The following is a 25,498-nucleotide window of genomic DNA, read 5'->3' as shown; positions in this document are numbered from 1 at the left end:
GAAAAAAGAACGTGATTGGATCACGTTCTTTTTTTACATAATAATAATTTTATCATCTAGTTTTGTCTGCCCGGTAAGAAGTGCGTTTAAATATTCCACTTTTCTTATACAAGCTTGTATATGTCTTTCAATCTCTTGTAACTCTGCTTGGTGATGCGTTTCAATTGGATGAATTTGTACGTTGAATTTTTCAAATTGACTACTATATGTTATTTCTGCATAGCCGCTCATAATATCGGTTTCGTTATGAAATAAAAATTGCTTCGTTTTGTCACAGAATGATACATCCTGAAAGCCATATACTTTTAATGCTTCAATTACTTTTTTAATCATTTTTGTATTCATTTTTTAACCCTCTTTACGAAGTTCTACTTATATATTATAACATAAAAAATTACATAGAAAGCGCTTCCAAGTGTATTTTATTATAAACTTTACGTTTCAATCACAAAAATGAAACAAAGAAAAAATAATTGTAAAGAAGGAAGGACTCTTTTATTGTTTCGTCATATATATAGAGAAATAGTGCAATGAAAGGAAATTTTCCGAGGTGGAGATCGTATTTCCAATTTGAGCGCAGTAAAAGAGGTGAGAATTTTGAACTTTGATATTGTAGGACAAAAAGCATATATAAAAGATGGACCGCATCGGAACCGAATTGGAATTGTAAAGAAAAACGAGACAAAATTAGCATCGCAGTTTGCTATTGTAATTGGAGAACAAATCATTGATGTAGAGCTCAAGGATATCGTGTTAGTTGGAGTAGACGTAGGACAATTTCATAAATGGTGCGAACAAAATGGTTATTTGTGAAAAGGACGGGCTGTGAGATAATGAAATATATTTGAGGAAAGAGGATATGTTATTATATTCTCTTTTTCTATGTTTAAGGAGGCGAAAATGAAATATAAAGAACAGGAGTTTACGTTGGAGTTAAAAGAGAACATTCAATGTATGGAGAAGGAAATAGAGCGAATATCACTTAAACTGCATAAAGAGTATGCGCATTTATACATAGAAAAACACATGGAATTAGATATGGGATTTGCAAGAGAAAAAGAGAATCCCTTTGAGGTGGGTTATTATTCATCAGTTGCCATAGCTATATTAGATGAAGAAAAAGAGATGATTGAATTTCACTATATTCCAATTTGGAAATGCGAAAAAATCTTTTTAGGAATGTCAATTCAATCAAACATTTTTGGGAGTAAGAAAGTAGGGGAACTTGTTGATGAATCTTGTTATGAGATTGAGGAGGAGTTAAAAGAGCAACTAGAAGAATACTTGGAGTAAGAATTCTCAAGATAAAATCTATAAAGAGGGAACGGAATAAAAAAGACGCTAACAATTGTATGTTAGCATCTTTTTTTCATTATGAAGCAATTTCACCAGTTTTTGTATCATCTTGATTGTACGTATCTTGATCTAATTCACCAAGCCATTTACTTGAAATAAGACCTGCTGTCATAGAACCACTTACGTTAAGAGCTGTACGACCCATATCGATTAATGGCTCAACCGAGATAACTAGAGCAACAATACCGATTGGTAAGTTCATTGTAGATAGTACGATTAAAGCTGCGAATGTTGCACCGCCACCAACTCCGGCAACACCGAATGAGCTAATAGCAACAACAGCGATTAAAGTTAAAATAAATTGTGGTTGTAATGGATCAATTCCTACAGTTGGAGCGACCATCATTGCAAGCATTGCTGGATAAATACCTGCGCAACCGTTTTGTCCGATAGATACCCCAAATGAAGCTGCGAAGTTTGCAATTCCTTCGGAAATACCAAGCTTTTCTTTTTGAGCTTCAATATTTAATGGCATCGCACCAGCACTAGAGCGAGATGTGAATGCAAAAGTTAGTACAGGGAACACTTTTTTCAAATATTGAATTGGATTTAAACCAGACAATGCAATTAATAATAAGTGAATGATAAACATTACGATAAGTGCTACATAAGAGGCTAACACGAAGTTACCAAGCTTTAAAATAGCATTTATATCGCTACCAGCAACTGTTTTTGCCATAAGAGCTAATACGCCGTATGGAGTAAGGCGTAAAATTAATGTTACCATACGCATTACGATTGCATATACAGCATCAAGCATTTTCTTAAATAGTTCTGCTTGTTCTGGATATTTTCTTTTTACACCTATAAAGGCAATGCCGATAAAGGCTGCAAATATTACGACAGAAATTGTTGATGTTGGACGAGCGCCTGTTAAATCAAGAAACGGATTTGTAGGCAATAGCTCTAATAATTTATCTGGAATTGTTGTCTTTTCAATAGAAGTAAATCTTTCTTCAACTAGTTTCAGACGAGCAGATTCTGCATCACCTTGTTGCAAGCCTGTTGCAGATACATCAAATCCTGCACTTGCAGCGATACCGACAGCTGCAGCGATTCCTGTAGTAAGAATTAAAATTCCGATAATAAGACCACTAATTTTACCAAGGTTTTTCGTTAACTGTAATTTTGTAAATGCTGAAATAATAGATACTAAAATAAGTGGCATAACGATCATTTGAAGTAATTTCACATAACCGTTACCGATTAAGCCAAACCAAGTATTTGATTCAATAATTATTTTAGAAGTTGGTTCATAAATAAATTGTAATATAAGACCGAATATAATTCCGACTCCTAAAGCAGTAAATACACGTTTATTAAAAGATACATGCTTACGTTGCATATAATATAATACGCCAACTAAAATGAGCATGACTGCAACGTTAATTCCGACAAGCAGTGTATTCATGTTGATTCCCCCTAATTCCAATCTGTTATATAGAATATAAGGCAATAAAACCTATAAGTCAACTAGGAAATTCCGGAATTAAAAAAAGATGGCAAAATGCCATCTTTTAATGTCCAGCCCCAGGGACAAGTAAAAACGTCGTGTAGTATGTAAATCCTATGAAGAAAACAGTTAAATATGCCCCAAATACGTATATATACATACGCTCTGTTAATTTTAAATAGCTTAAAAGTACGAAGAAACCTGTTTGTCCTAAAAATAGTAGTGCGGTCTGTTGCATATCCCCTACGTAAAACATAACCGAGAAAATTCCAGTCCAAAAGCCGAGAACGCGAAACATGCGCTCCATGCCATCTCCCTCCTTTTCTAAAAAAAGTAAACCTCACCTCATTATAGTTTATTTTTCTTACTATTGTAAATATTCATTCATATAAAAAGAAGCCAATTATTATTGGCTTCTTTTTATATGAGAAATTAAATTGTTAGTTTATAATTACAAGATTTACATCCATCTAATAGACTATCATTTCGAGTTAATTCCATGTTAGGGAATAGGATTTCAAAAATTCCTTTCATCATATCTCCGTGCATGTTACAAATTTCAGTTGGATGATGAACAGCAACTTCTTTAAATGGACAATTGTGTACATCATAGAAAATTTTTGTTCCATCTGCACTTAATTCAAATGCAGGTGATAAGCCAGCTGTTGAGAAAGCTTCTTTTGCAATTTGAACTTTTTGTTCCACTGTTAAAGCATCTTCACTCACATTTAAACGTTGCATATGTTGTTGCATTAATTCAGCTCCGAATTGTTTTCCTGTTTCGTATAGCGCTTTCTCACCAGCAGCGCCAAGGCTAAGTAAAGAATTAAATGCGATTCTTGCTAACAATTGATAATCACGGAATGGAAATTGTAATTGGATAACATCTTCAGATAAGACATACAATCTGCTCGGTCGTCCGCCTTTTCCAGTTTTCTTCGTTTCCGATTTTAGCATATGAACATCTTCTAATTTAGATAAATGTAAACGCGCTACGTTTGGATGAATGTCAAACTCATCTGCAATTTCTTGTACCGTTACGTAACTATGTTTTTGCGAAATATATTTATAAATGTAATAACGAGTTGGGTCAGATAATACACCTGTAATTTTTAAAGCTTGTTCCATGAGGATCTCCACCTTTATCACTTTATCCAAGATAATAACATTATAATACAGATAAACATGAGTATAGGTAATTTCAGACAATAATTCGGAAATTGTTCATAATTTCACAAACATATTTTTCCTTTTTCCTCTATTGAAAATACAAAAGTCCAAATTTTTATTGCGAATGTTTTCATGCTATATACATAGTGAGGAGGGAAAAGTGATGAATGGGATTGAAATTTTCGCGAATACAATTTTAAAAGAAGCGTGTAGGGTACAAGCGTCAGATTTACATATTGTGCCCCGGCAGAAGGATGTAGCAGTGCAACTACGTATAGGAAAAGATTTAATGACGAGCCAGTGTATTGAAAAGGAGTTTGGAGAAAAACTTGTCTCACATTTCAAATTTTTAGCATCTATGGACATAGGAGAGAAACGGAAGCCACAGAATGGTTCGTTGTATTTGCAAATTGATGGACAAGAAGTGTATTTACGCCTTTCAACACTTCCAACAGTATATCAAGAAAGTCTCGTTATTCGCCTTCATTTACAAGCATCTGTTCAGCCCTTATCACATCTTTCGTTATTTCCAAGTACGGCAGCAAAACTACTCTCGTTTTTACGCTATTCACAGGGGCTACTCGTGTTTACTGGACCGACTGGATCTGGGAAGACGACGACAATGTATGCATTATTAGAAGTAATTAGAAAAAAGAAAACACGTCGCATCATTACACTTGAAGATCCGGTTGAAAAAAGAAGTGACGATGTATTACAAATTCAAATAAATGAAAAAGCGGGTCTCACATATGAAACAGGATTAAAGGCTATTTTACGTCATGATCCAGATATTATTTTAGTCGGTGAAATCCGGGATGAGGAAACAGCAAAAATAGCTATAAGAGCAAGTTTGACAGGACATTTAGTAATGACAACGCTGCATACGAATGATGCGAAAGGAGCAATCATTCGTTTCATGGATTATGGTATAACGAGGCAAGAGATTGAACAGTCTTTATTGGCTGTGGCTGCACAGCGACTTGTCGAATTGAAGTGTCCGTTTTGCAGAGGAAAGTGCTCAACTTTATGTAAATCAATGAGGCAAGTAAGGCAAGCAAGCATTTATGAGCTACTATATGGACATGAGTTAAAACAAGCACTTAAAGAAGCAGATGGAGAATGTGTTACTTACAAACATAAGACTTTAGAATCGTCAATACGAAAAGGATATGCTTTAGGTTTTTTAGAAGAAGATGTTTATGTTTAAGAAAACTTGGAGTTTAAGTGATCAAGTAGTATTGTTGAAACGTTTAGGAGAATTATTAGAAAAAGGCTACTCTCTTTTACAAGCATTAGAATTTTTACAGTTTCAATTACCTGTAGAAAAGAAAGTACAATTGCAGCGCATGATTGAGGGGTTAAAAGATGGGAAAAGTCTACACGATTCTTTTCATCAGTTAAAGTTTCATCAGGACATGTTAAGTTATCTATTTTATGCCGAGCAACATGGTGATATTTCTTTTGCTTTGCAACAAGGAAGTGCACTTCTTTATAAGAAAGATAAGTATAGGAGAGACATGATGAAAATAATGCAGTATCCTATGTTCTTGATGTTTTTTCTACTAATCATGCTTTTTATTTTTAACCTCATTTTATTACCTCAGGTTGAAATGGTTTATAGTTCGTTCGGTTCTAATACACCACTACTTACAGAACAAATTTTAAGTGCAATAAAACTGCTACCATACATTATTTTAACCGCTATTTTAACTGTTATTATTGGATGTAGTTTATACATGTTGTATTTTAGGAAACTTCCACATATTAGACAGGTAAAAATCATGCTTCGTATTCCTCTCATCAAAACATTTCTTATTTTAAAGCATTCACATTATTTTGCTACTCAGTTGAGTGGTTTATTAAATGGTGGACTATCAGTATGCGAAGCTTTAACAATAATGATGGAGCAAAGATATCATCCGTTCTTTCAATATGAAGCGAATCGGATTGAAAGACAATTAATTGGAGGAGAACAGTTACAATCTATCATTGCTAAAAGTGGGTATTACGAGAAAGAACTTTCTTATGTTATTACGCATGGACAAGCAAATGGCAATTTAGGGATTGAATTAGGTGACTATAGCGATCTTATTATGGAAAAGATGGAACGAAAAATTAAACATATGTTAGTTATCATTCAGCCTATTTTATTTACATGTATTGGAGGAATCGTTGTCCTTATGTATTTAGCGATGATTATGCCGATGTTTCAAATGATGAATTCTATTTAGGGGGCATTTGTATGCAGAATGAGGAAGGATTTACTCTGTTAGAGATGCTATTAGTAATGGTTGTCATAACTATATTATTACTATTAATTATTCCAAATGTAGTTACACAGCGTTCATCGGTCCAAGGAAAAGGGTGTGCAGCTTACGTGAAATCTATAGAAGCGCAAATACAAGTATATCAATTACAACATAATAAAATTCCATCGTTAAAAGAACTGGCAGATGAAAAGTATATTACAACTGATAAGTGTCCGAATGGCGAATCTATTCATATATCAGATGATGGCACAGTATCAATTAGGGCATTGTGAAACAACAAGGGTTTACTTTTTTAGAAATGTTACTTGTTTTATTTGTTATTTCTGTATTAAGTATAGTTACGTATTTTAGTGTTCATTCCTTATACGAGCGACAAAAAGTTGAACAATTTTTGAGACAGTTTTCAAATGATATTTTGTATATGCAGCAATTAGCGATAAACCATCAAAAGCACTACACATTACGTTGGCATAAAGATAGAAATATGTATGCTATAAAAGAGTCAGGTACAAAGTATTATATCGTCAAGCGAGAGTATGAAGAAGATATACAAATTGATTTGCATACGTTTCCAAATCCGATGACATATAACCCAAGTGGAAATATTAATAGAGGTGGTACGATTATAATTTCGTATAGAAATTATAAATATGAAATTGTATTTCAGCTTGGAAGAGGGAGATTTACGTATCGTGAAATGTCAAAAAGGATCCATAATGGCTGAAATGATTGTATCGTTAAGTGTTTTAATGATGGCTGTATCGTTACTACTACCGCAAACAGTATTAGTTATGCAAGAAAGAAAAAATATACAAATTCGTTATAAGGCAACTGGATTATTAAAAAAAGAAGCAGCTATATATATGTATGGAAATGAAGAAAAGCGAATAATAGAAAAGAATATAAATGGAATTGTGTATTACACATATTGGGGAGGCAATGAAGTTTGTACCATGTGGAAAGATGTGAAAGACAGAATGATGGAACAATGCTTTTATGTAGGAGAAAAAATAAATTAGAATTTGGTTTTTCATTAATAGAAATGATTGTATGTCTGTTTCTATTATCAATATTTTTTTTGCTCTTTCCCCGCCTACATTTCATTGAAATGGAAAATAAACAGTCGAAAGGGTTAAATGATTGGGAGTGGGATGTGTATTTAGGGCAAATGCAATTGGAGTTTCGTGAAGTATCATCTGGAGAACAGCTAGCATTTGAAAATGGAGAAAGTATTTTACAATTCCGATCGCGTAATGGGAGTGAAGTATCGTATGAAAAAGAGAATAGTCGTCTTATAAGAAAGGTAAATAGGCGCGGGAGGGAAGTTGTTTTACAAAATATTGGAACGGTTTCTTACAAACTAACACCTCATGTACTCATTATAAATGTGAAAGATACTAGTGGGAAAATATATGAAGGTGTAGTTATGCGATATAGCGAAATAGGAATAAACGTATGAGAAAGCAAAAGGGATTTACAATGCCTGGAACGATTATCTTTCTTATTTTATTAACTTCTTTTTTTATATACGAAACAAATATGTTGTTTACAGATAAAAATTTTTATATAGGAATAGAACAAAAATTTTTATTGGATGAATTACTTAACCGATCTATTACAGATATAAAAAAAGACTTACAGCAAAAAGAAAAAGAAGGTACATTTTTCTTTCAGTATGAAAAGGGAGAAGCGAGTGGAAATTATGTCTTTGAAAATGATTTAATTCTCGTTGCTTTGCAGTGTACACTCAAACAGGAAGCTTTCTATACGGTGAGTTTTCGGTATAGAAAAAAGGATGGGAAAATAGTCGATTGGATAGAAGGATAATATGTAAAATATATATATAGATAAACCAGGATTTCCTATTGTAAATTGAATTGATTTTTTAGAAGAAATGGACAAATATAATGATCAAAAGTTTAAATTTTCTCAAAAAAGAGAAAGGTAGAAAGAATATGATATATTCATGCTATCCAATCATTATTGTTAGGGAGAATAGGGAAATGACAAACAACAATCAAATAGGTGAAAATAAAGAACAAACTATTTTTGATCATAAAGGAAATACGATTATGACAGAAGATAGAGAAATACACATTATTTCAAAATTCGAAGAACCTCTTATTGTCGTATTAGCAAATGTACTAAGTGATGAAGAGTGTGATGAATTGATTGAAATGTCTAAAAATAAAATGGAGCGTTCTAAAATTGGTTCATCACGTGATGTAAATGATATTCGAACAAGTAGCGGTGCATTTTTGGAAGACAATGAACTTACTTCAAAGATTGAAAAACGAATTTCATCTATCATGAATGTTCCGGTGGCGCACGGAGAAGGATTGCACATTTTAAATTATGAAGTGGATCAACAATATAAAGCACACTATGATTATTTTGCGGAACATAGTAGATCAGCTGCTAACAATCGTATTAGTACGCTTGTAATGTATTTAAATGATGTAGAAGAAGGCGGAGAAACGTACTTCCCAAAATTAAATCTTTCTGTACACCCTAGAAAGGGAATGGCAGTATACTTTGAGTATTTTTATCAAGATCAATCATTAAACGAGCTTACGTTACACGGAGGGGCACCTGTAACGAAAGGCGAGAAATGGATTGCAACGCAGTGGGTGAGAAGAGGCACTTATAAGTAAAAGCGAGTGTTACGTTTTGTTCTTCATAGTATAAGAACAAAACGTTTTTTTATTAAACAAAGTAGCATCTTTCGTTATAATAACAATTAATAAATGACGATTGAGAGGACAAGAAATGAAATCTATATACATAACCGGCTATATGGGAGCAGGGAAAACAACAATTGGAAAAGCATTAAGTAAAGAACTTCATATGGATGTTGTAGATACTGATCAAAAAATCGAAGAGAAGCAAGAGAAGGCAATTCGTGATATTTTTGCCGAAGAAGGTGAAATGGCTTTTCGCGAATATGAAAGTGAAATGTTACGTTCACTACCGAGTCGTAATGTAATCATTACAACTGGTGGCGGCATCATTGAACGAGAGGAAAACCGAAAGTGGATGAAGGAAAATGGCACCATCGTGTATTTATATTGTGATCCACATGTAATTGCAGAAAGGCTTCGTGAAGATACGACACGTCCACTATTTCAAAAGAAAGATATAGATGCATTCGTAAAGAAATTTGAATCACGCCGAGCTTATTATGAAGAGGCTCACATTCATATCGATACGACAAATAAGTCTGTAAGGCAAATTATGAATGAATTAAAGGAAAAGATTAATGTATAAAAAAGTGGACATACTAATCAAGTAGAGGTGATGATAATATGTCTACTAATGATTATGTTCGCTTTGTGACGCAGCAGTTTGTGTCGTATATGGATGCTCCAAAAGAAGATCGAAAACAAAAGAAAGAACAACGCCGTGCTGAAAAAGAGCCATTTATGAATAAGTGGTTTGGTGTTATGCCGCTGAGTGCTGCTTTGTTTTACCGAAATGTAAAAAGTAAAAGAAAAAAATCAAGTTAAATTTTAGTCATATGTTTAGCAAACCAAAAATCCCCTAGTGTCGTATTACACTAGGGGATTTTTATTTACTGCACGGATTCTTGTTCTTCCGTAACGGCATGTATTTTATTGTTCACCCATACGAACCCTATTCCGATACAAATAGAAATGCCCCAGCCGACAGCGGTCATAAGGGCTCTCATTTCACCATAGCCATCTACACCAAAAACAGAGATGAAATAAATTTTTAAGAAGCTTTTTAATATAAATTGCAGCCCGAAAAATAACGTTAAATATTGCAGTGCTGGATATATACGACTATCACGATAAAGCTCACGACTTTTATCGCGGTCATGGCCTTGCAGCGCTGCAATATCCGCAGCGAAATATAACATGAGTGGTTTTTTTATGAAAATTGTACAGATGACGATAATACCGAGTACGATGTGATAATATGCATCATTCCACAACATTCGTTCAGCTGAACCAGATAATAAATCTACCGTTGTATTAGAAATGAGTGTAATTAAAATAAAGAACCCTGTCACGTTAAACTGTTTTTCTTTTTTAAAGGTATACAGTGTATAAATAATCCCCGGAACAGAGGAAAGTAACATCGCGTAATAAGGATCGATATAAGGTTTTGCAAATTTCCAAATGAGGAATGGGATTACGAGATAAAAGACAAGATCTAATATAGCTTTTTTATTTTGATTCATACAAAGCCTCCTTAAGTCATACATATATTTTATAATATAATTTCTGAAAATTGTATAAGGTTTAATGGGAAAAGAAAAAATATATCAATTTTCGAGGGGTTAGTAGATTGAAAAAAATTGCCCCTAGCGTAGTAAGTTTTTTTAGTATATAATAAAGGAAACGCTTTCATTTTTAATTTGTTCACAAAATGGACGGAAAATCACATATTTACTATCGATATGTTGCTTTATAATGAAACTAATTAAATATACATGCATACAATATTGTGAAATAAATAACATAAATAATCTATATAAATGTAAACGTTATCAAAAGAGAGAGGTGGAGACAATGAGTAAATTTTTCTTCAATCATAATCCAGCAACAGTAGAGGATGGAAGGCTTGTTAAATATGCTGAAATTATTTATGGAGAAGGTGGCCGTTCTGTATTAGAAAATTTAATGGTGAAGGCATCTATCAGATTGCGTGATCGTTATCCGAATAAATCTGACGAGCAGATCTCGAACCTAGTAAATAAAGGCATCCATGATATGTTTCAAAAATATGTGAGCGAGTAAGAGTGGCCAATGGCTGCTCTTATTTTTTTGTATAAGGATTGTAACTCTAGCTGAAAATAAACATGTATTCTGAAAAACGTAAAAAGGAGTGGGAAAGATGAGCAATGGAATTGGACGTTCGAAAGAAAACCTTCCAACTGATGCAAATCATGTGAGCGCGAAGGATCGTGCGTATCAAAAACGCATGGCAAAGCAAAAACAACAAGAGCGTAATGAGGATAGAGAATAACTCGAAATAAAGCTCCTTCTAAAGCAGAAGGAGCTTTATTTTGATAGAAAATGATTCGCGGTAACATAAAAGAGTCCACCGTTAATAATTTGCACTGTAATACGTGGTTCATACTGTTCTTGCAGAGCTTGTTTTTCAATTTCATAGCTCTCAGGAAGTTCGTCACTTTCTTCATAAAAACGGTTTAAAAGGTCTAAATCATGATTCCAACGCACTCTTGCTTCTTTTGCCCACGTATGGTCATCTTCTGCAATTATATTTTTTAAAGCGTCTTCTATGCGTTGTAAACCACTTTGAGGTTTAATGATGGGCGAGAGCGTAAAACAAAAATCAGGTATTTTTGGTGTAAGTTTAATGTTTGTTAATGTTTCATGAAAGTTTGCCATCATTGTTCCAGAAATGAGATGAATACCAATCGAGTGAAGGATGTCTTTTTTTCGATCACATTGATAGGAAACCTTTATATTAATACCGAGCCAAGGGTGGAGCGGTGTATGTGTTGCCCCATTATGTCTTACATCCTCATATAAACGTATGTATGAGCCTAATTCTTTTGTCGTTTGGAAAATTTGATGTAGACGTGGTGAACCGTAGTGAATAAGCTCACCATCATTTTCTTCATTTTCTGGATTTGTAATAAGAGTAAGGCGCATCGGATTCGGTACGCCTCCTGTTTTCTCAAGATAGTGCCAATAAAAAGGGCGATTCATTAATAATTTATCCATCTCAATTGTTAACTGTACATCTAATAAATGAGGAGAACGTTCTAAAATTTCACAGTTATTCGCCTCAAAGAAATTGTATAAGTAATTATGAATTTCATGTTGCTGCATAGCCTTGCACCTCAGCTTCATTTCGTTTCGCAAAGTCGATAATAGATGTTAAGTTTTCCATCTTAATTCTAATTTCACCTTCGCTTTTTGATTGCGCGAAAATTTCTTGAATGTGCGCGTCGATGTTTTTCATATTAATTCTCGTTAAAATTTCATCGAGTTCACCAATAACACGCTCGAATAAGTTGATTTTTTCATATAACAGTTTCAGAATATGTTCTTCAACAGTATGCTTTGTAGCTAAGTTATAAATATGAACATCATTTTTTTGACCGAGACGGTGAATACGTCCGATTCTTTGCTCAAGACGCATTGGATTCCATGGCAAATCATAATTGATCATATGGCTACAAAACTGTAAGTTAATCCCTTCACCACCAGCTTCAGTTGCAATTAATACTTGTGCGTGGTTTTGGAAAAGCTCCTTCATCCAATCTTTCTTCCCGCGTTTAAACCCGCCGCGGAATGGAACGGAAGAAATACCGTGTTGTTGTAAAAACCATTGTAAGTACATTTGTGACGCTCGATATTCTGTGAAGATAACGACTTTATCGTCAATTTCTTTTATAAGCTCAAGAGCTTTATTTGCTTTTGAGTTGAAAGGAATATGATTAATTTTGTCCATTAGCACATCGATATGTGGATCTTTTATATAATGTTCGTTTTCTTTCTGTCTTTTTTCTACATGCTTTTTCAATGAATAGTAAACAGCCTCACGACTACTACACGCTTCCCGTTTTAAAGTTAACGATGAGAAAGCAGATGTGAAGGCGTCTTGTCCTCGCCAATTTTCGATATCATTATATAGAGCTTGTTCTTGTTCATTAAACTCAACAAAAATTGTACGTACATGTCTCTTCGGCCAATCGATACCGGTATTATGTCGTCTATTTCGCACCATTACTTTATTAATGAGAGCTTTTAAGTCTTCATCTGATTCGGCTGAGCGATTTTTGGAAGCGTAATATTCTTCAAAGTTGGATTGATTGCCTAAATGTCCTGGTTTTAATAAAGAAACAAGGTTAAAAATTTCATCAATCTTATTTTGAACAGGAGTAGCGGTTAGTAATAAACAAAACTTCTTTTTTAATCGTTGTGCAAATTCATAGTTTTTTGTTTTATTATTTTTCAGTTTATGTGCTTCATCGATAATAATAAGGTCATATTCCAAGTTCAACACGATATCGCGATGTGGTGAACGTTTCGCAGTATCAATTGATGATACGATTACGTCAGCTTGTTCCCATGAGTAGCTTTTCTTTTGTGCTACAGCGGGAATGAAAAACTTTGTATTCAGTTCGTATGCCCATTGTGATACGAGAGAAGCTGGGACAAGTATAAGTACCTTTTTCACAAGCCCGCGGACCATGTATTCTTTCAAAATAAGTCCAGCTTCGATTGTTTTTCCAAGGCCTACTTCATCTGCTAGAATCGCTTTACCGTTCATTTGTTCAATCACATTTTGAGCGACTTCTAATTGATGCGGAAGCGGTGTGAAATGGGATAAATGTTTCGGTGCTTGTAGTCCATCAAAAGTAGGAACAAGTAACGATTTTTCTGTTTCATAAGCTAAGTGATATAAATCCCAGTTTGTCCAAGGACCATCTTCGTCAATTCTATTTAAAAAATTGTTTTGCCATGTCCGATCTACGGAAATATCGACATTCATTACAACTCTCCCACCTTTTATAAACTAAAGTAATTATTTTTTAATGTATGATGATTTTCCTTAAAAGAAGGCATAATTATCGTTATTAAAGGCTATATGATAGACAATAATAAAGTATTAAATCTCAAAAGCTGTATTTATTGTGTTTTAGCATAAAAAATTCTAAATTATTTTTTATGCTAGAATATTGATGAAATATAGCGAATGATGTTAGGATAATGGTGTGAAATGTGTGGAATCTTTCGTATTTTATCCAAGAAAGTGATTTTTTATTTACGCTTTCATAAAAAAATATAATGAGATTCCGTATATCCTATCTTTTCAGAATGAAAATGTTTAGAAAAGGGAAGCAACTTTTATTGATTTGTCAAAGCATAAGGGGGAGAGAGCATGATTACATTACAACGTACACCGTTATTTGATGTATACGCGAAGTATGGTGGAAAAACAATCGACTTCGGTGGTTGGGAATTACCAGTTCAATTTTCAAGCATTAAAGAAGAACACGAAGCTGTACGTACAGCTGCAGGTTTGTTCGATGTGTCTCATATGGGAGAAGTTGAAGTAAAAGGTGTAGATAGTTTAGCATTTTTACAACGTGTTGTTACAAATGACGTATCTACCTTAAAGGTAGGGGGCGCACAATATACAGCTATGTGCTACGAAAATGGTGGTACAGTAGATGATTTATTAATCTACAAACGTGGTGAAGAAGACTATTTATTAGTAATCAATGCATCAAATATCGAGAAAGATTACGAATGGTTAGCAAGTCATGTAATTGGCGATGCGACAGTAGTCAATGTTTCTAGTGAAGTTGCACAGCTTGCAATTCAAGGACCAAAAGCAGAAGGCATTTTACAAAAAGTTGTGTCAGAAGATTTGAAAGAAATTAAGTTCTTTAAATTTAAAAACGATATTCTTGTAGATGGAATTCCAGCACTTGTATCTCGTACAGGTTACACAGGTGAAGATGGATTCGAAATTTACTGTAAGAGTGAAGATGCTGCAAAACTTTGGGAGAAACTTCTTGAAGTTGGAGCAGAAGAGGGCTTAAAAGCATGTGGTTTAGGTGCTCGTGATACACTTCGATTCGAAGCAACATTACCACTTTATGGACAAGAATTATCAAAAGATATTACACCGATTGAGGCTGGAATTGGCTTTGCGGTAAAAACAAATAAAGAAGCAGACTTCTTTGGAAAAGCAACGTTAAAAGAGCAAAAAGAAAACGGTGCGCCTCGTAAATTAGTCGGCATCGAAGTAATCGAACGTGGAATTCCTCGTACGCACTACCCTGTATTTATTGGTGAAGAAAAAATTGGGGAAGTAACGAGTGGTACACAATCTCCAACGTTAAAGAAAAGCATTGGTTTAGCACTAATTGATGTAAAATACGCAGCAGTTGATACAGAAGTAGAAATTGAAATTCGTAATAAACGCGTCAAAGCAGTAGTTGTTCCAACACCATTTTACAAACGTTCAAAGTAACGGGGAGAGGGGTAGATTTCATGTTGCATCGTTATCTTCCAATGACAGAAGAAGACAAAAAAGAAATGTTACAAACGATCGGCGTTCAAACGATCGATGAATTATTCTCTGATATTCCAGAGAGTGTTCGTTTTAAAGGGGATTTAAAAATTAAAGAAGCAAAATCAGAGCCAGAGCTTTTAAAAGAGCTATCTCAAATGGCTAGTAAAAATGCTAACTTAAAAGAATACGCTTCTTTCTTAGGAGCAGGCGTATACGATCATTATGCTCCAGTAATTGTAGATCATGTTATTTCTCGCTCAGAATTTTATACAGCTTACACACCATACCAACCGGAAATTTCACAAGGGGAATTACAAGCAATCTTTGAATTCCAAACAATGATTTGTGAATTAACAGGAATGGATGTAGCAAACTCTTCTATGTATGACGGGGGTACAGCTTTAGCTGAAGCGGCAATGTTAGCAGCTGGTCATACTCGCAAAAAGAAAATTCTTGTATCTAGCGCGGTTCATCCAGAATCAAGAGCAGTACTTGAAACGTATGCAAAAGGACAAAATCTTGAAGTTGTTGAAATTAATCATAAAGATGGTGTAACAGATTTAGACGTATTACAAAGTGAAGTAGATGATACAGTTGCTTGTGTAATCGTTCAATATCCAAACTTCTTCGGACAAGTTGAAAAATTAGCTGATATTGAAAAAATCGTTCATCAACAAAAATCATTATTTATCGTTTCTTCAAATCCATTATCATTAGGCGCATTAACACCACCAGGGAAATTTGGTGCTGATATTGTAATCGGTGATGCACAACCATTCGGTATTCCAACGCAGTTTGGTGGACCGCACTGTGGTTACTTTGCAACAACGAAAGCATTTATGCGTAAAATTCCAGGACGTCTTGTTGGACAAACTGTAGACTCAGATGGTAAACGTGGATTTGTATTAACGTTACAAGCACGTGAACAGCATATTCGTCGTGATAAAGCGACATCTAACATTTGTTCAAACCAAGCGTTAAATGCATTAGCAGCTTCTGTTGCAATGACGGCACTTGGCAAACAAGGTGTGAAAGAAATGGCACGTCAAAACATTTCTAAAGCACAATATGCAAAACGTCAATTTGAAGCGAAAGGCTTCACAGTAACATTTGCTGGACCATTCTTCAATGAGTTTGTTGTAGATTGCAAACGTCCAGTGAAAGAAGTAAACGATGTATTATTACAAAAGAATATTATCGGTGGTTACGATCTAGGCCGTGATTATAAAGAGCATGAAAACCATATGCTTGTAGCAGTAACTGAGCTTCGTACAAAAGAGGAAATTGACACACTTGTAAACGAAATGGGGGCTATCCAATGAAGAACCAAGACCAAGCACTTATCTTTGAAGTGAGTAAAGAAGGACGCATAGGATATAGCTTACCCAAATTAGATGTAGAAGAAGTGAAACTAGAAGATGTGTTTGAGAGCGATTATATTCGAGTAGAAGATGCAGAGCTACCAGAAGTATCTGAACTTGATATTATGCGCCACTATACAGCACTTTCAAACCGTAACCACGGTGTGGATTCTGGATTCTATCCACTTGGATCTTGTACGATGAAATATAATCCGAAAATTAATGAGAGTGTAGCTCGTTTCGCAGGATTTGCAAATATTCATCCGTTGCAAGATGAAAAGACAGTACAAGGTGCAATGGAATTAATGTACGACTTACAAGAGCATTTAATTGAAATTACAGGTATGGATACTGTTACTTTACAACCAGCAGCTGGTGCACACGGAGAATGGACAGGTTTAATGTTAATTCGTGCATACCATGAAGCGAATGGTGACTTTAACCGTACGAAAGTAATTGTGCCTGACTCTGCTCACGGAACGAACCCAGCATCTGCAACTGTAGCTGGTTTTGAAACAATTACAGTAAAATCAAATGAAAATGGCCTTGTTGACTTAGAAGACTTAAAACGTGTTGTAAACGAAGAAACAGCAGCACTTATGTTAACAAATCCTAATACATTAGGGCTATTCGAAGAAAATATTTTAGAAATGGCAGAAATCGTCCATAATGCAGGCGGTAAATTATACTATGATGGTGCAAACTTAAATGCGGTATTAAGCCAAGCACGCCCAGGAGATATGGGATTTGACGTTGTGCATTTAAACCTTCATAAAACATTTACAGGTCCTCACGGCGGTGGTGGCCCAGGTTCTGGTCCAGTAGGTGTGAAAGCTGATTTAATTCCGTACTTACCAAAACCGATTTTAGAGAAAACGGAAAATGGTTATCACTTCAACTACGACCGTCCAGAAGCAATTGGTCGTGTGAAACCATTCTATGGTAACTTCGGAATTAACGTTCGTGCATACACGTATATTCGCTCTATGGGTCCAGATGGCTTGCGTGCAGTAACGGAGTATGCTGTATTAAATGCGAACTATATGATGAGAAGATTAGCGCCATTCTACGATCTTCCATTCGATAGACATTGTAAGCATGAATTTGTATTATCAGGTCGTCGTCAAAAGAAACTTGGTGTACGTACATTAGATATTGCAAAACGTCTGCTTGATTTCGGTTACCATCCACCAACAATTTACTTCCCATTAAATGTGGAAGAATGTATTATGATTGAGCCGACAGAAACAGAATCAAAAGAAACATTAGATGGTTTCATTGATAAGATGATTCAAATCGCTAAAGAAGTAGAAGAAAATCCAGAAGTTGTACAAGAAGCACCGCATACGACAGTCATTAAACGTTTAGACGAAACGATGGCTGCACGTAAACCAGTTTTACGTTATGCGAAGCCAGCTCCTGTACAAGTTTGATTAAAATAACAAAGGAAGAACTCGCTGAGGCGGGTTCTTTTTTTGTATGGAGAATTTGTCCCGCATTAACGGACAGTAAACTCTCAACTCAAAACAGGTGGGAGATAAACTGTCCGTAAATACCCGATTGGTTCAACTAATAATCAGTGGGAATGAACAAAAATCCCCGCTGATTAAAGTTTCACTTTATGCAGAAATAGTGAAGAAAATGTTAAAAAAATATGTTTTTTGTTTCCTAATGGTGTAAAGGTGTAGTTTTATAGGTAGTTTTGTTGAAAAAGTCGGTTTGATAAAAGTATTTATTTTTGTTAGAATTTTATTGAAATTAAGAAGATGTGATGAGGCAAAGATTACTCATTTTTATGTATATGTGAAAAAACGAACAAGACGGGGGTGAAATTTTGGGATATCGATGTTATAGAATGGTATACCATTTAGAAAATGGAGAAACAATTAAAGATGTAAAAGAATTTTGCTATCGAGACCAAGGAAAAGTGTTAGAAAGAGTAGCAAATCGTGTAATGGATAATAGAGAAGTGACGGCGATTGATAAACAAGGAACAATCATTTCAATAGCATGTGAGGACATTGTAAAGGTGGAACTTGATTACATAACAGAAAGTTAACCTTGAGTCATATCGAATTATTCGATAAAATAAACTGTTGAATGGTGAAGTGAGAAGAGAGGAGTTTATCATGGGTAGTACAAGACACTTTTATATGTTTATCTTAGCGTTTGTTCTTGTTGTGGCATTAACGATTTACTTAATTGTTGACAGCAGCTGGTACAATACAGTTCATCCGGCATTCCTTCTGTTTATGTATATAGGAATTGCAGTAGTAAGTTTCGGAATGAGAGACGAGATGTTAGATCGCTTTGAAAAGTGATACATATACGAAAGACCAACAGGAAAATGTTGGTCTTTTTTTCTTGCCAAAAATAGGATGCTGTGTATATACTGTATATATAAGGTATACACAGTATATACACACACTGGAGGAAAACATGAATATTATTATTTCGAATTCTTCCCAAGACCCTATTTATGTGCAAATAAGAAAACAATTAAGCCAGCTTATTTTAAATGGCGGTTTAAAGGGTGGAGATCAATTACCGTCTATTCGTAGCTTAGCGAAGGAATTGCAAATTAGTGTCATTACAACGAAGCGTGCATACGAGGAGCTTGAAAAAGAAGGATATATAGAAACTGTTGCTGGGAAGGGGACTTATGTTTCACGTAAAAATAATGAACTATTAAAAGAACAAAGGCTTCGCCTATTGGAAAGTAAAGCGGAAGAGATTGTGAATGAAAGTAAAGCGTTGCAGCTTTCACTTGAAGAATTACAGCAGATGATTGCGTTTTTATATAAGGGGGAATGAGAGAGATGTTAGAGTTAAAAAACGTTTGTAAAAGTTATGAAGGTTTCGCAGTGAAAAATATAAGTTTTACGTTACCACGCGGATATATTATGGGGTTTGTCGGACCGAATGGGGCCGGGAAAAGTACGACGATCAAAATGATTATGAATTTAATTAAAAAAGATAACGGAGATATAAAAATTTTTGGCAAGGACAATAAGAAAGCTGAAAAGGAAATAAAACAAAATATCGGCTTTGTATATGATGAAAATCATTATTACGAAGATTTAACGTGTGAACAAATGAAGCGTATTATTGCACCGTTATATAAAAAGTGGGACGAAGAGCAGTATCAATCGTATATGCATAGATTGCAAGTTCCAAAGTATAAAAAAATTAAAGAATTATCAAAAGGAATGAAAATGAAATTTGCGATTGCCATCGCACTTTCGCACCACGCAGAGTTTATTATTATGGACGAACCGACAGCAGGGTTAGATCCAGTTGTTCGAAGTGAATTACTTGATATGTTGCAAGAAATTGTAATGGAAGATGAAGTATCCGTATTATTCTCAACGCACATTACAACAGATTTAGAGCGCATTGCAGATTATGTTACGTTCATCAATGATGGAGAAATTATATTTACTGGTGAAAAAGAAGACTTAATGGAGAACTACGTAATCGTAAAAGGAAGTAATGATTTATTAGACCAAGAAGGAAAAGAACTATTTGTTGGATTACGAAAAAATAAATTTGGTTTCGAAGGTTTAGCGAAGGATAAACTAGGAATTATCGATTGGTTTGGAAATGAGGTTGTACTAGAAAAGCCTACATTAGATGACATTATCGTTTACACTGCGAAAGGGAGAGGTGCCTATGCGTCAGCTTGTATATAAAGATTTGTTCTTTTTTCGGGTAATGTGGTTAGTGAATTTTGTTATGCCTCTTTTGTTTTTTATGTTAGAGCCAAGTGGTGAATTTTTATTTCCGATGAGTTGTCTATTTATAACCCTCTCCTCCGTTATGACGTTAACCTTTATGGATGAAAGAAATAAAAGTGACATTATTATAAATAGTTTACCAGTAAGTCGGAAGGATATCATTATTGCTAGATATATTTCCTGTGCAATATTTATTGTCGGTGCCATGGTTTCAACTATGATAATTGTATTCCTTTTAAGAGGTATTGCTGTTATTGATGATATTGGTGTATACCATCCTAATTTTTATATTGAAATTCCATGGTATGTAGTGGTAAGTGGAGTGATTTATTCTGTAGTATTTGTGGCGACATTTTTTCCTAGTTATTATGGTACAAAATCAAAGGGCATGAGAAGTATAGTATCAGCCGCAGCAATGGGGATTGGTGTACTTCTTTGGATATTTATTAGTGATGGGCTGAATGAAACAACATCTTCATTCAGTGAGTGGATTATGAATCCAGTACATATTGGTGTATTTACAGTTGGAGGAATGATATTAGCTAGTGCCTATATCGCTTCTATGTTTCTTACAATTAAAATTTATAAAACGCGTGATTTATAGAGAGGGGAATTCATATGCAACAGTTGATTTTGAAGGAGTTTTTTTTACAGAAGAAGATGTTTCCTTTCTATTTTTTAATCCCTATTTTATCTATTTTTAAGAATTCCGTCGAACCAATGGGGATTGCAATAGGATTATTTATAACATGTAGTACGATTATATATATTTCTTTTTATTATGACGAGAAAAGTAAAGCGGAAAAAGTATTAGTGAGTTTACCTATAACGAGAAAAGAGATAATTATAGCTAAATATATTTCAAGCACATTATTTATTATGGCTGGTTTGAGTGTAACTTTTATAGTCGTAATATTAGGAAATATTTTATTGGACAGGGATATAGTCATGCCTGGATATGCAGTGTTTTCAGCGATAGTAGCAACTTTGATTTATTGTGTAGTAACGATACCGACTAATTACATTGGGGGATATAAAGTTATTACAGTCTTGAATTTGATTATGCTGTTTCCTTTAATGGGTATGATTGGTCTTATGTGCAATATTTTTGGTGATAAAACAATTATGTTAAAAGTACTTCACTCTCAAGAGGCTACACTAGCAATGGGTGTTCTTAGTATTGGAGTATTAGTGAGTATATTCATATCAATGTTCCTCTCAATGAAAATGTTTCAGCAGGCAGAGTTATAGAAGGGACATTTTCATATTAGGAGGTGCAATACATGATCAAGCAACTAATTTTAAAAGATTTCATTATTCAATGGAAATTTTTAATTTGGTACATACTGTATCCTGTTTTCTTTTATATGGCCTTAACAGATACGGAAAATTTATTCATCATTATGTCAGTAATTATTACAATTGGGGCAACAGTAAAAACGTTTGAAGCAGATAGTAAAAATAAGAGTGAAGTTATAGTAAATAGTTTACCAATATTGAGAAAACAAATTGTATTTGCAAAATATATAGTAGCAATTATTATTCTTTTTATAAGTGTAACGGTCGGTTGTTTTACGATGGGAATGAAGAATGGGGTTAACCTATTTGAATTTATTGAAACGACAATGGTTGCTAGTATTAGCTTTATTTTAGTGTATTTAAGCTTTGTTTTACCGATATCGTTTTGGTTGGCCTATAAAAAAACTATTTTTATTGCGATTTTTATACTAATAGCACCTATGGCCGTTTCTTCTATTTTCTTTGGAATCAACCTAGAACAAATTCAACTATATAACAGCTTGTTATTCATTAGTTCAATATGCATGTTCATAATATCTATCTTTGTTTCAGTAAAAATATATGAAAAAAGAGAATTTTAAAAGGTGCCTTAAAAAAGGCACCTTCTTCAATAACGACAATACGAGAGCAGTAGTTTATAAAAAGAAACGCTATTTGGTACATCTTTTGGAGTATGTAATATAAAGCTGAAAACGATAACGAGAATAAGAAAGAGGAAAAATAAAAATAGGATTTGCTTATGTATAGAATTTTGCATATTATTCACTCCTTTTTTAGGTAGTATGTCCAAAAGAAAGGAGTGTATGAAAAATTTTAGGAGGGGAGAATGATGAACAAAAGAAAATGGTTATATAGAATAGGGGTACTTTTCGTTTCAATCGGTCTCATATTAGCAAATTTTTATTCAGACATACCATCACCGTTTCCTAATTTGCATAAAGGAATTGGTATAAGTATTGTCATAGTTGGTCTTCTTTGTCTTATTGCATCTAACTTTTATAGAAAATCTGAATGAATACGAAAAAGGACAGTTACTCTTTTTCAGAAGTACTGTCCTTTTTAAATAACTTATTCCATAGCTTGGCGATACTCCATATAATGACGATTACAATGGAGGCAATAATTGACCAAGCAATAGATGCAATTTCAAGTGCCATGCTAGGAAGGAAGGTAAGAATGGATACTACTTTATGAAACAACCATTCTATTATATGAAAACTGATTTGCAATAGAATGACAATCCCGAGTGTAATCCATGCTAACAGTTGCTTCCCTTTTTCTTTCCACATGACATTCACCTCACGTTAGCTTAATAGTTTTAAGCCAACAGCGCCGCATAAAATGCAGCTTAAGAAAGCAAGACGACGCCAATCCGCTGATTCTCGGAAAATGAGAATGCCTAGAAGTGCACTTCCAGCAGTTCCGATTCCAGTCCAAATTGCGTAAGCAGTTCCCATCGGTAATGTGTTCATCGCAAGAGATAAGAAGAAGAAGCTTACGCCGAAGTTAGCGATTAAAATAACTTTTGGTGCCCAGCCTTTCTTTTCAGTGGCTACTTTCATAAAGAGTACACCAATAATTTCACAAATACCAGCTAGAATTAAAAATACCCAAGCCATTTTATGCAGCCTCCTTCGCTTCTTTTTCTTCTGTTACTCGTTTTAAACCAATTACTCCGAAGAAGATTAAACCGATTAATAAAACTTTTACGATAGAGAAAGGTTCTCCGAAAATGAAAATCTCAGTAAGAACGATTCCACCAGCTCCGATTCCTGTAAAGACTGCGTATACAGTGCCGACAGGTAAATCTTTATAAGCTCTAAATAATAAGACGAAACTAATTGTAATTAATAGAGCAACACCAGCCCATTCAAGTGGTGCCTCTGCTTTTTTTAGTCCAATCACCCAAAAGATTTCAATAATACCAGCGATGATTACATAAATCCATGCCATATGTCATTTCTCCTTCCTACCAGTCGTTAGGTAAAGGGCTTAAAAACGACGCATTGCAAAGGGCAATCCGTCAGTTTGAAAGTCCGCGCCAAAATACTTTCCAAGAAGCGTCTAAACGTGTCTCAAAACGATTTAAACCTGCGTATAATAGTTCAACCATAAGACCGTCGAGTAAGCATAGAAAAGCCTCTAAGGCGTCTTTTACTTCAATGTTATGCAGCTCATCTTGTTCGCTTGCTCTTTTAAATACAGGGAATAAAAGTTTTCCGACGTTTTCAATGTGTACATTTGCTTTATTAATAATTTGTTCGCGAAATGCATCAGGCGGAAAATAAGAAGTTCGTAACCAAAACATTGATTCTTCACTTTCACCAAATCGTTTTGCGTAGCCCTTTAGTAATTGTAAGAGCAATTCTTCAGTAGACGAATTTGAAAATTTTTCGATATCGTCAGTGAAGCTTTGTAAATCTTTTTGAAGAGCGGATTCTAAGCATATGAAATATAGCTCTTCTTTTCCTTTAAAGTGTGCGTAAATCGATGGCTTTTTAATCCCAACTTCTTGAGCAATATTTGCCAATGAAGTTCCTTCATAGCCGTAGCGTGCGAAATGAGAAAGTGCTACAGCTTTAATGCGGTTTGCTGTCATTTTTATCCCCTACCTACCGTTCGTTAGGTTCATTATATGAGATGGAACATATAAAGTCAATAGGTGAAGAGCTGAAAAAGAGCGTTATAGGTAACGCTCTTTTTAGACAGTCTCTCGCTCAATTAAATGGAATGAAAGTTCTTTTGCACTGCCGACAATTTGCTCGCTTTGAATCTGCTTATGAAATAAAGAAAAAGCATGTGAGCCCATTGCGAGACCGGGATGTTCAATTGTGGAAATTTCTAATGCCTTTGAAATTTCATGATTATCAAATCCAAGGATAGCAAGGTCTTCAGGTACTCGAATACCATGTTTTCGAGCCTCTGTTAATAAACCAGCTGCAACTTGATCGTTCGCTGTGAAAATAGCAGTTGGACGATTTGTCATATTTAAAATACGATGGAGTATTTGGGCTCCGTCCTGCATTGTATAGCATTGGTGGAAAATCCATTCAGGATGCAACGTTTTCCCTTCGTTACGAAGTGTATCGGCGAACGCTTTTTCTCGCTCCATGGAATTTACACTTGTTTTTCTTGCTAAACAAATTCCGATTTTTTCATGGCCTCTACTTAGTAAATAGGCAGTACCGAGACGGAAACCTTCATAATGATCTACGTAGATGGATGAAATGAGGGGATGCTTCATTTTTTCACATGAAATAATAGGGGCAAATTTTGCAAAAGGTTCGATTTGTTCCCAAGAGCTCGTTCGGGAGCAAATAATCATCCCATCAAATTGTTTCATTTTCATCATTTCAAGAACACGAATTTCTTCAATGCTATCGTAGTTCGTTTGACATAAATTAATGTGATAGCCAGCAGCTAACGCTTCGTTTCCGATTCCTTCAATAATCGTACTGAAGTAGGGGAGGTTAATGAAAGGAAGCATAACGCCAATTGTATATGTTTTCCCTCTTATTAAATGGACAGCATTTATATTTTTTGCGTAGTTTAATTCTTCAACAGCATCTAGAACACGCTTACGCTTTTCTTCTTTTACGTAAGGGTGATTATTCAGGACACGAGAAACAGTTGATATCGATACACCAGCAGTTTTAGCAATTTGTTTTATATTGGCCATATGTATCACCTCTTTCCCTTATTATAAAGGGAAAATAATAAGAAAGAAAAAATCTTGACCTGAAAAGCTTTTCACAAACTATGGTATTAATAAGGCTTCTTTTTATTCGCGTAACCTTTTCACTTGGGCGTAAGAATGATAGGGGT

Annotated in this window: 38 protein-coding genes; 25 read left to right on the top strand and 13 right to left on the bottom strand. The window is 34.6% G+C overall.

Features of this window, described 5'->3' with window-relative positions; genetic code table 11:
• Positions 1-33: 33 nt before the first annotated feature.
• The gene (locus tag NST27_RS20810; RefSeq protein WP_001093237.1) at positions 34-345 is read right to left on the bottom strand and encodes a hypothetical protein; all 312 of its coding nucleotides are present in this window, start codon (positions 343-345) and stop codon (positions 34-36) included.
• A 252-nt stretch (positions 346-597) separates the two neighbouring features.
• Here NST27_RS20810 and NST27_RS20805 point away from each other — a divergent pair, with 252 nt between their 5' ends.
• Together NST27_RS20805 and NST27_RS20800 are read left to right on the top strand one after the other, a co-directional pair.
• Positions 598-813, top strand: coding sequence for a DUF3912 family protein (locus tag NST27_RS20805; RefSeq protein ID WP_001008326.1), 216 nt, complete (start codon positions 598-600; stop codon positions 811-813).
• Positions 814-900: 87 nt separating this feature from the next.
• Complete coding sequence (locus NST27_RS20800) at positions 901-1,293, top strand: hypothetical protein (RefSeq protein ID WP_047386827.1); 393 nt, start codon at positions 901-903, stop codon at positions 1,291-1,293.
• 79 nt (positions 1,294-1,372) lie between these two features.
• On the opposite strand, the gene NST27_RS20795 is transcribed toward NST27_RS20800, so the two are convergent.
• The 3 genes from NST27_RS20795 to NST27_RS20785 all read right to left on the bottom strand — a co-directional run bounded on the left by NST27_RS20795 (position 1,373) and on the right by NST27_RS20785 (position 3,937).
• Positions 1,373-2,767 (bottom strand): L-cystine transporter, encoded by a 1,395-nt coding sequence (locus tag NST27_RS20795; protein WP_047386824.1) that lies wholly within the window; start codon positions 2,765-2,767, stop codon positions 1,373-1,375.
• A 106-nt stretch (positions 2,768-2,873) separates the two neighbouring features.
• Positions 2,874-3,116 carry a DUF2626 domain-containing protein gene (locus NST27_RS20790; protein ID WP_000440721.1) on the bottom strand — a complete coding sequence of 81 codons (243 nt, stop codon included), beginning with the start codon at positions 3,114-3,116 and terminating at the stop codon, positions 2,874-2,876.
• A 125-nt stretch (positions 3,117-3,241) separates the two neighbouring features.
• The gene (locus NST27_RS20785; RefSeq protein WP_000434125.1) at positions 3,242-3,937 is read right to left on the bottom strand and encodes a helix-turn-helix transcriptional regulator; all 696 of its coding nucleotides are present in this window, start codon (positions 3,935-3,937) and stop codon (positions 3,242-3,244) included.
• A 205-nt stretch (positions 3,938-4,142) separates the two neighbouring features.
• Between NST27_RS20785 and comGA the strand changes: the two genes are divergently transcribed.
• The 10 genes from comGA (at position 4,143) to NST27_RS20735 (ending at position 9,755) form a co-directional block, all read left to right on the top strand.
• Positions 4,143-5,186, top strand: a complete 1,044-nt coding sequence (comGA, locus tag NST27_RS20780; RefSeq protein WP_047386821.1) for a competence type IV pilus ATPase ComGA — start codon at positions 4,143-4,145, stop codon at positions 5,184-5,186.
• Positions 5,179-6,210, top strand: coding sequence for a competence type IV pilus assembly protein ComGB (comGB, locus tag NST27_RS20775; protein ID WP_000475188.1), 1,032 nt, complete (start codon positions 5,179-5,181; stop codon positions 6,208-6,210). Before comGA ends, comGB begins: the two co-directional genes overlap by 8 nt.
• An 11-nt stretch (positions 6,211-6,221) precedes the next feature.
• The gene (comGC, locus tag NST27_RS20770) at positions 6,222-6,521 is read left to right on the top strand and encodes a competence type IV pilus major pilin ComGC (protein ID WP_001178686.1); all 300 of its coding nucleotides are present in this window, start codon (positions 6,222-6,224) and stop codon (positions 6,519-6,521) included.
• Entirely contained in the window at positions 6,518-6,973 is a 456-nt protein-coding gene (gene comGD / locus NST27_RS20765) for a competence type IV pilus minor pilin ComGD (protein ID WP_000813142.1), read from the top strand. Before comGC ends, comGD begins: the two co-directional genes overlap by 4 nt.
• Positions 6,966-7,268, top strand: coding sequence for a hypothetical protein (locus NST27_RS20760; protein WP_000829473.1), 303 nt, complete (start codon positions 6,966-6,968; stop codon positions 7,266-7,268). Before comGD ends, NST27_RS20760 begins: the two co-directional genes overlap by 8 nt.
• Positions 7,238-7,708: a competence type IV pilus minor pilin ComGF gene (comGF, locus tag NST27_RS20755; RefSeq protein WP_000923099.1), complete on the top strand. Its 471-nt coding sequence runs from the start codon at positions 7,238-7,240 to the stop codon at positions 7,706-7,708. Before NST27_RS20760 ends, comGF begins: the two co-directional genes overlap by 31 nt.
• Entirely contained in the window at positions 7,705-8,076 is a 372-nt protein-coding gene (comGG, locus tag NST27_RS20750; RefSeq protein WP_001231273.1) for a competence type IV pilus minor pilin ComGG, read from the top strand. The genes comGF and comGG overlap by 4 nt, the downstream gene beginning before the upstream one ends.
• A gap of 176 nt (positions 8,077-8,252) precedes the next feature.
• Positions 8,253-8,903 carry a 2OG-Fe(II) oxygenase gene (locus NST27_RS20745; protein ID WP_000183860.1) on the top strand — a complete coding sequence of 217 codons (651 nt, stop codon included), beginning with the start codon at positions 8,253-8,255 and terminating at the stop codon, positions 8,901-8,903.
• 115 nt (positions 8,904-9,018) lie between these two features.
• Entirely contained in the window at positions 9,019-9,516 is a 498-nt protein-coding gene (gene aroK / locus NST27_RS20740; RefSeq protein ID WP_000836633.1) for a shikimate kinase AroK, read from the top strand.
• Positions 9,517-9,554: 38 nt separating this feature from the next.
• The gene (locus tag NST27_RS20735; RefSeq protein WP_000106083.1) at positions 9,555-9,755 is read left to right on the top strand and encodes a YqzE family protein; all 201 of its coding nucleotides are present in this window, start codon (positions 9,555-9,557) and stop codon (positions 9,753-9,755) included.
• A gap of 65 nt (positions 9,756-9,820) precedes the next feature.
• On the opposite strand, the gene NST27_RS20730 is transcribed toward NST27_RS20735, so the two are convergent.
• Positions 9,821-10,453 carry a VC0807 family protein gene (locus NST27_RS20730; RefSeq protein ID WP_061661940.1) on the bottom strand — a complete coding sequence of 211 codons (633 nt, stop codon included), beginning with the start codon at positions 10,451-10,453 and terminating at the stop codon, positions 9,821-9,823.
• 141 nt (positions 10,454-10,594) lie between these two features.
• On the bottom strand, positions 10,595-10,711 hold the full coding sequence (locus NST27_RS20725) for a hypothetical protein (RefSeq protein WP_001987222.1): 117 nt from the start codon (positions 10,709-10,711) through the stop codon (positions 10,595-10,597).
• A gap of 73 nt (positions 10,712-10,784) precedes the next feature.
• On the opposite strand from NST27_RS20725, the gene NST27_RS20720 reads away from it, so the two are divergent.
• Entirely contained in the window at positions 10,785-11,012 is a 228-nt protein-coding gene (locus NST27_RS20720) for a hypothetical protein (protein WP_000032702.1), read from the top strand.
• A gap of 97 nt (positions 11,013-11,109) precedes the next feature.
• A complete protein-coding gene (locus NST27_RS20715; protein WP_000064668.1) occupies positions 11,110-11,241 on the top strand; it encodes a hypothetical protein in 132 nt (43 codons plus the stop codon).
• Positions 11,242-11,276: 35 nt separating this feature from the next.
• Here the strand turns inward: NST27_RS20715 and NST27_RS20710 are convergent, their stop codons facing one another.
• Together NST27_RS20710 and NST27_RS20705 are read right to left on the bottom strand one after the other, a co-directional pair.
• On the bottom strand, positions 11,277-12,074 hold the full coding sequence (locus NST27_RS20710; protein WP_001183964.1) for a YqhG family protein: 798 nt from the start codon (positions 12,072-12,074) through the stop codon (positions 11,277-11,279).
• Complete coding sequence (locus tag NST27_RS20705; protein ID WP_001100037.1) at positions 12,061-13,743, bottom strand: DEAD/DEAH box helicase; 1,683 nt, start codon at positions 13,741-13,743, stop codon at positions 12,061-12,063. The genes NST27_RS20710 and NST27_RS20705 overlap by 14 nt, the downstream gene beginning before the upstream one ends.
• A gap of 390 nt (positions 13,744-14,133) precedes the next feature.
• On the opposite strand from NST27_RS20705, the gene gcvT reads away from it, so the two are divergent.
• From gcvT to NST27_RS20650, 11 genes are all read left to right on the top strand, one after another.
• On the top strand, positions 14,134-15,234 hold the full coding sequence (gene gcvT, locus NST27_RS20700) for a glycine cleavage system aminomethyltransferase GcvT (RefSeq protein ID WP_000631769.1): 1,101 nt from the start codon (positions 14,134-14,136) through the stop codon (positions 15,232-15,234).
• A 20-nt stretch (positions 15,235-15,254) separates the two neighbouring features.
• A complete protein-coding gene (gene gcvPA / locus NST27_RS20695) occupies positions 15,255-16,598 on the top strand; it encodes an aminomethyl-transferring glycine dehydrogenase subunit 1 (protein ID WP_047386816.1) in 1,344 nt (447 codons plus the stop codon).
• Positions 16,595-18,070 (top strand): aminomethyl-transferring glycine dehydrogenase subunit 2, encoded by a 1,476-nt coding sequence (gene gcvPB / locus NST27_RS20690; RefSeq protein ID WP_000795702.1) that lies wholly within the window; start codon positions 16,595-16,597, stop codon positions 18,068-18,070. The genes gcvPA and gcvPB overlap by 4 nt, the downstream gene beginning before the upstream one ends.
• 422 nt (positions 18,071-18,492) lie before the next feature.
• A complete protein-coding gene (locus NST27_RS20685) occupies positions 18,493-18,696 on the top strand; it encodes a DUF3929 family protein (RefSeq protein ID WP_000262496.1) in 204 nt (67 codons plus the stop codon).
• Positions 18,697-18,766: 70 nt separating this feature from the next.
• A complete protein-coding gene (locus tag NST27_RS20680) occupies positions 18,767-18,958 on the top strand; it encodes a hypothetical protein (RefSeq protein ID WP_000535933.1) in 192 nt (63 codons plus the stop codon).
• Between the two features lie 118 nt (positions 18,959-19,076).
• The gene (locus NST27_RS20675; protein ID WP_001021353.1) at positions 19,077-19,451 is read left to right on the top strand and encodes a GntR family transcriptional regulator; all 375 of its coding nucleotides are present in this window, start codon (positions 19,077-19,079) and stop codon (positions 19,449-19,451) included.
• A gap of 5 nt (positions 19,452-19,456) precedes the next feature.
• Positions 19,457-20,329, top strand: a complete 873-nt coding sequence (locus NST27_RS20670; protein ID WP_047386814.1) for an ABC transporter ATP-binding protein — start codon at positions 19,457-19,459, stop codon at positions 20,327-20,329.
• Complete coding sequence (locus NST27_RS20665) at positions 20,310-20,978, top strand: ABC-2 transporter permease (protein WP_001249567.1); 669 nt, start codon at positions 20,310-20,312, stop codon at positions 20,976-20,978. The genes NST27_RS20670 and NST27_RS20665 overlap by 20 nt, the downstream gene beginning before the upstream one ends.
• A gap of 14 nt (positions 20,979-20,992) precedes the next feature.
• Positions 20,993-21,625, top strand: coding sequence for an ABC-2 transporter permease (locus tag NST27_RS20660; RefSeq protein ID WP_001186558.1), 633 nt, complete (start codon positions 20,993-20,995; stop codon positions 21,623-21,625).
• 32 nt (positions 21,626-21,657) lie between these two features.
• Entirely contained in the window at positions 21,658-22,254 is a 597-nt protein-coding gene (locus NST27_RS20655; protein WP_047386812.1) for an ABC-2 transporter permease, read from the top strand.
• Between the two features lie 248 nt (positions 22,255-22,502).
• Positions 22,503-22,688 (top strand): hypothetical protein, encoded by a 186-nt coding sequence (locus NST27_RS20650; RefSeq protein ID WP_042969072.1) that lies wholly within the window; start codon positions 22,503-22,505, stop codon positions 22,686-22,688.
• A 16-nt stretch (positions 22,689-22,704) separates the two neighbouring features.
• Here the strand turns inward: NST27_RS20650 and NST27_RS20645 are convergent, their stop codons facing one another.
• The 5 genes from NST27_RS20645 to NST27_RS20625 form a co-directional block, all read right to left on the bottom strand.
• Positions 22,705-22,962 carry a DUF3975 family protein gene (locus NST27_RS20645; RefSeq protein ID WP_061662028.1) on the bottom strand — a complete coding sequence of 86 codons (258 nt, stop codon included), beginning with the start codon at positions 22,960-22,962 and terminating at the stop codon, positions 22,705-22,707.
• Between the two features lie 15 nt (positions 22,963-22,977).
• Positions 22,978-23,292 carry a DMT family transporter gene (locus tag NST27_RS20640; protein ID WP_000312623.1) on the bottom strand — a complete coding sequence of 105 codons (315 nt, stop codon included), beginning with the start codon at positions 23,290-23,292 and terminating at the stop codon, positions 22,978-22,980.
• 1 nt (position 23,293) lies between these two features.
• The gene (locus NST27_RS20635) at positions 23,294-23,626 is read right to left on the bottom strand and encodes a DMT family transporter (RefSeq protein WP_000312339.1); all 333 of its coding nucleotides are present in this window, start codon (positions 23,624-23,626) and stop codon (positions 23,294-23,296) included.
• A 70-nt stretch (positions 23,627-23,696) separates the two neighbouring features.
• Entirely contained in the window at positions 23,697-24,278 is a 582-nt protein-coding gene (locus NST27_RS20630; RefSeq protein WP_131100719.1) for a TetR/AcrR family transcriptional regulator, read from the bottom strand.
• A 96-nt stretch (positions 24,279-24,374) separates the two neighbouring features.
• Entirely contained in the window at positions 24,375-25,352 is a 978-nt protein-coding gene (locus NST27_RS20625) for a LacI family DNA-binding transcriptional regulator (RefSeq protein ID WP_001273983.1), read from the bottom strand.
• Positions 25,353-25,498: the final 146 nt, after the last annotated feature.

The sequence above is a fragment of the Bacillus sp. FSL W8-0770 genome, from assembly GCF_038008705.1.
GTDB classification, from domain to species: Bacteria; Bacillota; Bacilli; order Bacillales; family Bacillaceae_G; genus Bacillus_A; species Bacillus_A cereus.
The sequence above is the reverse complement of the archived record's forward strand: the minus strand, read 5'-3'. Positions and strand labels throughout refer to the sequence as shown.

Coding starts and splice junctions, on each gene's coding strand:
- NST27_RS20675 (WP_001021353.1), top strand. CDS start 19,077: ATGAATATTATTATTTCGAATTCTTCCCAAGACCCTATTTATGTGCAA.
- NST27_RS20655 (WP_047386812.1), top strand. CDS start 21,658: ATGATCAAGCAACTAATTTTAAAAGATTTCATTATTCAATGGAAATTT.
- NST27_RS20665 (WP_001249567.1), top strand. CDS start 20,310: ATGCGTCAGCTTGTATATAAAGATTTGTTCTTTTTTCGGGTAATGTGG.
- NST27_RS20720 (WP_000032702.1), top strand. CDS start 10,785: ATGAGTAAATTTTTCTTCAATCATAATCCAGCAACAGTAGAGGATGGA.
- NST27_RS20680 (WP_000535933.1), top strand. CDS start 18,767: ATGGGTAGTACAAGACACTTTTATATGTTTATCTTAGCGTTTGTTCTT.
- NST27_RS20730 (WP_061661940.1), bottom strand. CDS start 10,453: ATGAATCAAAATAAAAAAGCTATATTAGATCTTGTCTTTTATCTCGTA.
- NST27_RS20625 (WP_001273983.1), bottom strand. CDS start 25,352: ATGGCCAATATAAAACAAATTGCTAAAACTGCTGGTGTATCGATATCA.
- NST27_RS20685 (WP_000262496.1), top strand. CDS start 18,493: ATGGTATACCATTTAGAAAATGGAGAAACAATTAAAGATGTAAAAGAA.
- NST27_RS20760 (WP_000829473.1), top strand. CDS start 6,966: ATGGCTGAAATGATTGTATCGTTAAGTGTTTTAATGATGGCTGTATCG.
- NST27_RS20650 (WP_042969072.1), top strand. CDS start 22,503: ATGAACAAAAGAAAATGGTTATATAGAATAGGGGTACTTTTCGTTTCA.
- comGF (WP_000923099.1), top strand. CDS start 7,238: ATGCTTTTATGTAGGAGAAAAAATAAATTAGAATTTGGTTTTTCATTA.
- NST27_RS20785 (WP_000434125.1), bottom strand. CDS start 3,937: ATGGAACAAGCTTTAAAAATTACAGGTGTATTATCTGACCCAACTCGT.
- NST27_RS20705 (WP_001100037.1), bottom strand. CDS start 13,743: ATGAATGTCGATATTTCCGTAGATCGGACATGGCAAAACAATTTTTTA.
- NST27_RS20710 (WP_001183964.1), bottom strand. CDS start 12,074: ATGCAGCAACATGAAATTCATAATTACTTATACAATTTCTTTGAGGCG.
- gcvPA (WP_047386816.1), top strand. CDS start 15,255: ATGTTGCATCGTTATCTTCCAATGACAGAAGAAGACAAAAAAGAAATG.
- NST27_RS20810 (WP_001093237.1), bottom strand. CDS start 345: ATGAATACAAAAATGATTAAAAAAGTAATTGAAGCATTAAAAGTATAT.
- NST27_RS20660 (WP_001186558.1), top strand. CDS start 20,993: ATGCAACAGTTGATTTTGAAGGAGTTTTTTTTACAGAAGAAGATGTTT.
- comGC (WP_001178686.1), top strand. CDS start 6,222: ATGCAGAATGAGGAAGGATTTACTCTGTTAGAGATGCTATTAGTAATG.
- comGG (WP_001231273.1), top strand. CDS start 7,705: ATGAGAAAGCAAAAGGGATTTACAATGCCTGGAACGATTATCTTTCTT.
- gcvT (WP_000631769.1), top strand. CDS start 14,134: ATGATTACATTACAACGTACACCGTTATTTGATGTATACGCGAAGTAT.
- NST27_RS20645 (WP_061662028.1), bottom strand. CDS start 22,962: ATGTGGAAAGAAAAAGGGAAGCAACTGTTAGCATGGATTACACTCGGG.
- comGA (WP_047386821.1), top strand. CDS start 4,143: ATGAATGGGATTGAAATTTTCGCGAATACAATTTTAAAAGAAGCGTGT.
- aroK (WP_000836633.1), top strand. CDS start 9,019: ATGAAATCTATATACATAACCGGCTATATGGGAGCAGGGAAAACAACA.
- NST27_RS20715 (WP_000064668.1), top strand. CDS start 11,110: ATGAGCAATGGAATTGGACGTTCGAAAGAAAACCTTCCAACTGATGCA.
- NST27_RS20800 (WP_047386827.1), top strand. CDS start 901: ATGAAATATAAAGAACAGGAGTTTACGTTGGAGTTAAAAGAGAACATT.
- NST27_RS20790 (WP_000440721.1), bottom strand. CDS start 3,116: ATGGAGCGCATGTTTCGCGTTCTCGGCTTTTGGACTGGAATTTTCTCG.
- NST27_RS20635 (WP_000312339.1), bottom strand. CDS start 23,626: ATGGCATGGATTTATGTAATCATCGCTGGTATTATTGAAATCTTTTGG.
- comGB (WP_000475188.1), top strand. CDS start 5,179: ATGTTTAAGAAAACTTGGAGTTTAAGTGATCAAGTAGTATTGTTGAAA.
- NST27_RS20725 (WP_001987222.1), bottom strand. CDS start 10,711: ATGCATGTATATTTAATTAGTTTCATTATAAAGCAACATATCGATAGT.
- NST27_RS20795 (WP_047386824.1), bottom strand. CDS start 2,767: ATGAATACACTGCTTGTCGGAATTAACGTTGCAGTCATGCTCATTTTA.
- NST27_RS20670 (WP_047386814.1), top strand. CDS start 19,457: ATGTTAGAGTTAAAAAACGTTTGTAAAAGTTATGAAGGTTTCGCAGTG.
- NST27_RS20745 (WP_000183860.1), top strand. CDS start 8,253: ATGACAAACAACAATCAAATAGGTGAAAATAAAGAACAAACTATTTTT.
- NST27_RS20735 (WP_000106083.1), top strand. CDS start 9,555: ATGTCTACTAATGATTATGTTCGCTTTGTGACGCAGCAGTTTGTGTCG.
- gcvPB (WP_000795702.1), top strand. CDS start 16,595: ATGAAGAACCAAGACCAAGCACTTATCTTTGAAGTGAGTAAAGAAGGA.
- NST27_RS20640 (WP_000312623.1), bottom strand. CDS start 23,292: ATGGCTTGGGTATTTTTAATTCTAGCTGGTATTTGTGAAATTATTGGT.